Origin of the sequence: Chitinimonas sp. BJB300 (genome assembly GCF_002735695.1) — a bacterium.
Taxonomy (GTDB): domain Bacteria; phylum Pseudomonadota; class Gammaproteobacteria; order Burkholderiales; family Chitinimonadaceae; genus Chitinimonas.
This window is the reverse complement of record NZ_PDZH01000158.1, coordinates 1-7,243: the sequence shown is the minus strand read 5'-3', so window position 1 is coordinate 7,243 and position 7,243 is coordinate 1. Positions and strand designations below refer to the sequence as shown.

3 protein-coding genes and 1 pseudogene are annotated in these 7,243 nt (G+C 54.7%); 3 read left to right on the top strand and 1 reads right to left on the bottom strand.

The window, feature by feature from the left end; genetic code table 11:
* The first annotated feature begins 441 nt into the window (after window positions 1–441).
* The 3 genes and pseudogenes from CSQ89_RS18710 (at window position 442) to CSQ89_RS18700 (ending at window position 2,333) form a co-directional block, all read left to right on the top strand.
* A complete protein-coding gene (locus CSQ89_RS18710; protein WP_139022886.1) occupies window positions 442–990 on the top strand; it encodes a hypothetical protein in 549 nt (182 codons plus the stop codon).
* A 138-nt stretch (window positions 991–1,128) separates the two neighbouring features.
* Window positions 1,129–1,269: pseudogene (locus tag CSQ89_RS23905) on the top strand (helix-turn-helix domain-containing protein); the annotation flags it as partial.
* Window positions 1,270–1,328: 59 nt separating this feature from the next.
* Window positions 1,329–2,333 carry a tyrosine-type recombinase/integrase gene (locus tag CSQ89_RS18700; RefSeq protein ID WP_099407579.1) on the top strand — a complete coding sequence of 335 codons (1,005 nt, stop codon included), beginning with the start codon at window positions 1,329–1,331 and terminating at the stop codon, window positions 2,331–2,333.
* Window positions 2,334–2,546: 213 nt separating this feature from the next.
* Here the strand turns inward: CSQ89_RS18700 and CSQ89_RS18695 are convergent.
* A partial coding sequence (locus tag CSQ89_RS18695) for a PLxRFG domain-containing protein (protein WP_143747092.1) occupies window positions 2,547–7,243 on the bottom strand: 4,697 nt, incomplete at its 5' end.

Below are 7,243 nucleotides of genomic sequence, written 5' to 3'. Positions count from 1 at the left end.
ACCATCGCCGACAAGCCCGTTGCTGTCGCCGCACCAAACGTGCTCAGCAAATAGTCGGTGTACAAATCGAGTTCTTTGTTCTTCATGGCGACAGGTTATCGTATGCACTGCGTAACATCAGTTACTAATGCTCTAGAGAACTTCAAGCTTTGAACTGCGCGTGCGCCGCTGGGTACGTGATGGCAAATGCTAAACAACAAAGGAAACGAGCGATGCGCACAAATCTAAGTCCTTCACCAGTTTGCCCTTATTGCGGTCACGTTGAACACGACGCTTGGGAAATCGATTTTGGGCCAAGTATTGAGGGGGATGCCGAAAATGCCTGCGGGGACTGCGGCAAGGACTACTTTGTCAGCAGGAGCGCGACGATTTACTACTTCACGCAGCCGATATCTCAGCAATAGATGCCTACATTGCATAGAGATGAAATAGGGAATGATCATGCAGATTGAACAATCAACAGTTAAAAAGTTGCGCATTGTCGGCGCCCAAGTAGGCGCTGGCTGGAAGCTAGATCCGATCACGGTCTACATCGAAAACTACAAGCCAGGGCAGGGAAAAATCACCATTGAATGCTTCGGCGATGCTTGGTCGAGCTACTGGGGGCCAATGGGGGGCGATCGAAACCTCGAACAATTCTTCACTAGTTGTGACTGCCATTATTTGGCCAGCAAGCTCAAGCTAGGCATCCAGAGCACAATAAACGATGAGGATGGGCTGAGCGATTACATGCGGGCAGAAGTGATGCGCCAGCGGCGTGCTGGCGAGATATCCAAGGACGACGCCAGAGAGATGTATGACGAAGCTGAATATATGGATTATCAGATGATCGACCACGATCTGATACAACGCGTGTTCGGGTATGAGTGGTGGTACCAGCTGCCGCAGAAACCCAACCCGGAGTACGAATACCTTTGCCGGATTATTGCTGCGGCACAAGAAGGGGTTAAAGCTGCTCTAGGGTCAGATATGTTGAAGGTGGCTGCATGAGTTACTCGTCTTGCCCCTTTGATCTATGGCCGAATGTGCCAAACAAGTACCCCTCACCCGAGCCCAATCTGCCGGGTGATTTTTTTGGTGGGTACGGTTTCACAATACCAGACCTAGACAACCATCTCAGGAGCCCAGGTGCAAACCTACTCAATCAAGGAGGCGGCAAAGCTCCTTCGCTGCCATCCAGAAACACTTAGACAACTAACCAAGCAAGGCAAAGCGCCAGGACGAAAAGTCGGGCGTTGTTACGTTTATCTAGAGCAAGACCTTCTTCAATACGCCAGAGGCGAATACAATCCGGCCACGCGGCAAGCGTTGGCAAGGAAAGATACTCCATGTCACTCTACTTACCTGAAAACTCCAGCAACTGGTACGTTGCCATCACCACGCCAAGCGGCGAAAGAATTAGACGCTCTACTGGCACAAAAGTCAGAAACAAGGCGAAAGAATTCCATGATCGCTTAGTAGCTGACTTATGGCGCTCACATAAGCTTGGCGACAAGCCAAGCCGCACTTTTGATGAGGCTGCCGTTAGGTGGCTTAAAGAAAAAGCGCATAAACGCTCTTTAACCGATGACAAAGTAATCATTCGTTGGTGGCGACAATATTTAGTCATGCCACTCAATGAGATCCGGGGCAGCTATGCATTAGAGCTACTGGGTGCGCTTGAAGTTAGCAATGCTAGAAAAAACAAGTATATGGCAGTGCTCAGAGCGATCCTGCGTCGAGCAGAAAGAGTGTGGGAATGGTTAGACAAATCCCCCTTCTTCAGCCTCTTACCAGAGCCCAAAAGACGCATTCGATCTCTGACAAAGGAACAAGCTCAACGTTTAATCAAAGAGCTACCTGAACATCAGCGCATGGTAGTTGTGTTTGCCTTAGCTACCGGCTTACGGCAAGGCAACGTTCTAGGCATGACCTGGGACAAAATTGACCTAGAACGACGCACTGCGTGGATAGATGCAGAGGATTTCAAGAATGGCGACGACCATGGCATTCCGCTTAACGATACTGCAATTGCAATCCTCAAGCAGTGCAGCGGGAAACATAGTTCTTACATTTTTACCTATAGAGGCAACCCCATTAAACAAGCGAACACAAAAGCTTGGCGGGCTGCCTTAAAAAGGGCAGAAATCAAGTCTTTTCGCTGGCATGACCTGCGCCATGTCGCTGCAACATGGATGGTCCAAGATGGCACGCCACTTTTCGCAGTCCAAGAGTTTTTTGGCTGGGCAAGTGAAGCGATGGTAAGGCGTTACGCCCACCTAGCTCCGCAGCATCTAGCGGTGCATGCAAGCGTGCTTGATGAGAAATTGTGTCAGAGTTTTGTCATACCCTAAAAAAATACCCGCTATAAAAGCGGGCTAAGTCATTGAATTCATGGTGCCGGAGATAGGAGTCGAACCTACGACCTTCGCATTACGAATGCGCAACATGAAACGTAACCAGTTGATTTAAATGGGAAAACAACGCTTGCCGCGTGCCAATTACAGTCTAAATCAGCCACATTCAGCGACAATCTAACCTTACTTGGTCATAGTTTGGACATACCCCTAAACCCCTCCTCGTAACTCTCTCGGCATCCGTTTGGCAATCCGCTCCGCCTTGCTCATCCGAATCTCTTTCACCCGACGACTGATAGCCGTTCGTGTAATCTGGACCGGCGTGTCTGGATTCGTCGCGTTCCATTCCTTCAAACGACGATGTGCTGCCTCCCTCCCTTCGCTATCCCCCAGTGCGATGGCTTGAGCCAATTGGTCGGAAATTGACTGTTTGACGCTGCGCTGTAATTCAATGCGGCGCTGATCCGCCCCCATTGCCTGCTGTACCTCTGCCACTTCCCTCGGCTGAAACCCAATCCCCTTGATGATGGCTTGCGTGGTATCGGTATCGATGACCTTACGCCCCTTGGTATCCCGGTACATGCCGGTCATGGCCATGTCAGCACCCTTGGCGATATTCTGTAGCGCTACCGGCGTAATTGCGCCGAATGCTGCTGCAACTTCCCCGCTGGCCAGATTACCGAATGCCTTGCCGGCTTGATTCATCAGGCCACCGACCGGCCCCGCAAACTGGGCGATATCGTCGGTCTTGTTGTTCTCGAACGGCGTCAGCAGGCGTGTACCCGGTAGCAAGTTGCCCAGTCCTAGCCGGCCCTGCACATCCAGCGGCATACCGGGCATCGCGCTGGCCCCATCCAATACCATTCCCCCAATTGTCTTACCCAATGAGCCCATCACGGCACGGCGCAACGAGGCTTCGCTATCGGTGTTGAAACCCATGAAGCGGCCCAGGGTATCGATCAAGTCTTGGATGTCCTCGGCGAACGGCAAGCCTTGCAGGCCGGCTGCCAGTAGTAGAACTGCCAAGGCAATCACTTGGCCCTGGCGGTCCATGCGCTTGAACATTTCCAGGTAGCTGATGCTGTATTGCTTGAAGGTGAACACCGTTGCACCCAAGACGCCACGTGCCCAATTCGGTCGGTTGCCCCGGTTATAGAGCCCTTGGGTTTCCTGCACCGCTTTCTCAGCAAACTGGTACGGGTCTTTGATCTTCTCTTGCGTTGCCGTTTCAAAGGCAGCGATAAAGGTCATGCGCCGATTGACTGACTCAGCCAGGGCGAACATCGAACCCCAAATGGCTTTGAAGGCACGCAAACCCGGCTGGCGGTCCAGCATCGTGCCGCCGGCTTCGGCCATCAACTGGTGGATTTCATGTGGCGCCACAATGCCATCGGCTTCCGCTTGTTTCAGTGCTTTGGCTAAATCCGGTGCATGGTTTTTCGCATAAATGCGGCTGGCTGCACTGGCGAGGCACCGGGCTGCCTTGGTGGGTCCACCGAATTGCGACAGATACGGAAAGGTCATGATGGCGGGCTGGGTCAGGTTGACCGCAGCACTCGCTACCGAACCACCCAGGAAGTGCAGGAACATATAGCCACGTAGGGCGGCTGCCTCTTCCTTCGGTTCGGTCAGGTACTGCACCAGGCTAGCCGCTTCGTCCTTCACATCTCCCTTGCAGGCTTCTGCGGCTTCCAGCATTTCAGCCCGGTTGAAGTTGCCCGAAGCTTGGCGGGCATTCGACACAATGAAGCTGGCCACCACCCGGCTTAAGTCGTCGCTGTAACCTTCAACGCCCTTGCGATGAATCATGCGCTTCAAGGCGCTGCGGTTCGACACGGCAAGCTGCAGGTATTCCTGCGTCGCTGCGTCTTTGTCGATGCCCAGTTCTTTGGCAAACAAAGCCACCGTCTCAGGCGTCATGCCTTTGAACAGCTTGTAGCCTGATTCCGATAGGAGGGACTGGCGTACATTGGCTTGTGGGTAAGTCTTGGCCAGCTTGAAGGCCGCCCGATTCGCTTCAAGCTGGCTTTCAAACAGTTGGAAGGCAATACGCTCCCCCTTGCGGTCGATCACATCCACGGCGTAATTGCCGAATCGCATCAGCGGCGCATAGCCTCGACCCTTCAGGCTTTCGGCCTTGTCGATGATGTCATCTACCCGCTCGGCCAACTTCAATATCCGGGCTGACTGGCTGGTCTGACCGCTACGCTCCTGATCCTGTGCGGCGCGGGTCAGTGCTGCGCCAATCGTCTGCTTCAGGCTCGTGAGGCTGGTATCGGTCTCGCGCAGACTTTCCACCAACAGCGGATTCAAGGCGCTTTCCCGTAAGAGCTTGAACAAGGTAGAGCGGGTCACGTCGTCCAGGCTGGTATCGATTGCTGCGCGGCTTTCCCGGTACAGGTCGATGGCTTGCTGGTCGAGCGTGAACAACCGGCGCAATTCGTCGTCAGTGAACACCACGCCCTCGGCAACGCCACATTCTACTTGATGCAGGTTGCCGTCTTTGTCACGGGTGTATTGCAGCGTGCCCGCAAAAATCGCAGGTGTCGCCGCTTTGACCGCCTCTCGGCGTGCTTTGGAAAACGCGTTCTTGCCGTTCTGGATCAATTCGCGCAGGTCGCCCACCTTGGGCAGCAAGCCCGGTGCAGCGGCTTCAGCGCGCATCGATAGGCGGGACACATCGTGCAGATAGGCTTGCCCAGCGTCAAACACACGCTTGAAGGCAGGATGGATCGTGGCTTTGTGGTACTGGGTGCCTACCGTGCGGTGCCACCAGCGATTGAAGGTGCGGTCAGATTGGAAGGCTTTGGCAAGCGCATCGGTGATTTCCCGCTGTTTGGTGCGGGAGTACAGCAGGTCATCCAGGCCGCCTAGTTGCTGCCCTGATAAGTGCTCGCCAAGTCGAGCCAGTATTGTTCCCCACGCGCCGCGGCCCGCTTCGCGTAGAAGGGTACGCGTGATAACCGTTCTTTTAAGCGTTGCGCTTCCAAGAACCGACCTGTCTTGCGTGCGTCCGCTATTTCCCGTGCTTCGGGTGACAAGTTCAGCGAAACCGTGCCGTCGGAGTTCTCGCGCACTGTCAGCGGCGAGGTCGTTGAAATATTCGTCGTCAACGGGCTTGCCGTCGCGTTCGAATCGACTTTTCTCAAAGCTGTAGCTGACATGGTTTAACTCCTTCGCGACATCCGGCACTAACTGACGGACATTATGGTAGGAAGTCTTTAGCAGCTCCAGCAAATTATGCGCATCATCGCCGGGTACCCAAGTTATCGGCCGAATGGCGTCATTGATCTTGGCATTGGCTTGGTAGCTGTCCGGTGCCATCTGCCTTTCATGCGGCATCAGGTGTTGGGTCATGCCTTCTTTTAACGCAGACGACAGCATTTGTTCGGTACGACGGACCAAGGCCGCCTCAGACAAGCCAGCCGGGTCGCCAATGAATACCTTGCCATTCGCTGCCGCATAGGAAGCAACCGCCGCATAGAGCTTACCGCCCCCGCTAACGCCCTTCGCCAGCGACGAGGCATCGATCCAGACTTCGCCGCTTTGGTTCTCAATGATCCAGGCTTCTTTGCGGTCAGCCATGGTCATTTTCCAGACGTGGGCAATCTTCTGCTCGTCGCGCTCAGCTTTGGAATACGCTTTTTGATCCACGACGACACTCAGGCCGGGGTCAATCTCAGCGGCAATGTCGGCCAGGCCAAAGCTTTGCGGACGCGGAAAACGAAACAGTTCGTCCGCCTGCGCCAACAGCTTCCACGCCATCGCCATCCGTTGGGCAGGGTCATCCTGCCGGCTCGTGGCAAGGGGCTTGCCGTCAGTCCTGCCTGTGTCCTTCCCTGCTGCCGGTGCTTCGGTCACATAGCGCCGGGCGCTGCCCAGCAAGGACACAATGTCGTTGTCTGTCCACTGCCGCACAAATCCATACCGGCGCAGTAGATTGCGGATGGCCGTCACAATACGGGGCCAGAATGCCTGTTTGGTCAGGCTGGCGTGCAAAGCCATATCGGCCAGCACTTCCTCGACGGCTAAAAACTTGTCGTAACCATAACGATCCACCAAACCGTCGGCAGCTTCACGCACATTGGCGTGTCCACGGTAGAGACTGGCGAGCAAGGGGTTCAGTTGTTTGCCGAACAAGCCGCGCAAACCGGCATGACCCAAGACTTCATGTACCAATACATGCAGGGCACGCGGCGTATCGGCCAAGCGATCTGCCACCAAATAAACCGCATTGGCTTTCTGGTCAAAGAAGCCTTCGACATCGCCGTCAGCATTTTGCGAACGCAATTTATCGAGATACCGGACCGGTAAATCCATCACGGACTGGACGATGGTGATCTGCGGCGCGTTCTTCCATCTGGCAATCAGGGGGGCGAATTGCTTGCGCAGGCGGGCTGCATCGCTGCCTTTTGCGCTCTCCTCTGATACTTCAGCACGCGAGAATAGAAGCGATCCGCTCTCTGAATTTTGTACTTTAGATTCAGCTGCTTTGCGGCTGGTCTTCCTTGCCTCAACTTGGGCGGGCCTTTTAGTCGGCGTGTTTGCCTGAAGGTCATCGACGGTAGGTTGCGTCGGTACTGCTTGTTTGGCTGATACGGATGGTTTGGGCTTGTTCGCCTTCTTTTCCACCACTTCCAGTGTGGTCGGCACAGGGGACAACTCGGCAGACGCTTCCTGAACAACAGGGCTTGCCGGTGCCTCGGGCTTTGCGTCTGATTGGGGTGTCTCTGACGCTGCCGTTTTTTCAACTGCGTCCGCCTTGAATGGCGCGGACGCCGCGGCTTCTTGTACCGGCTGGGCGGGGTTTGGGTGAATCTCATAGACAGTAACGCGCTTACCGTTGGGGGCTAGCTTCTCCACCGCGACGGGCGCGTGCGTATCGGTCAGCTTTTTCTTGTCGATGA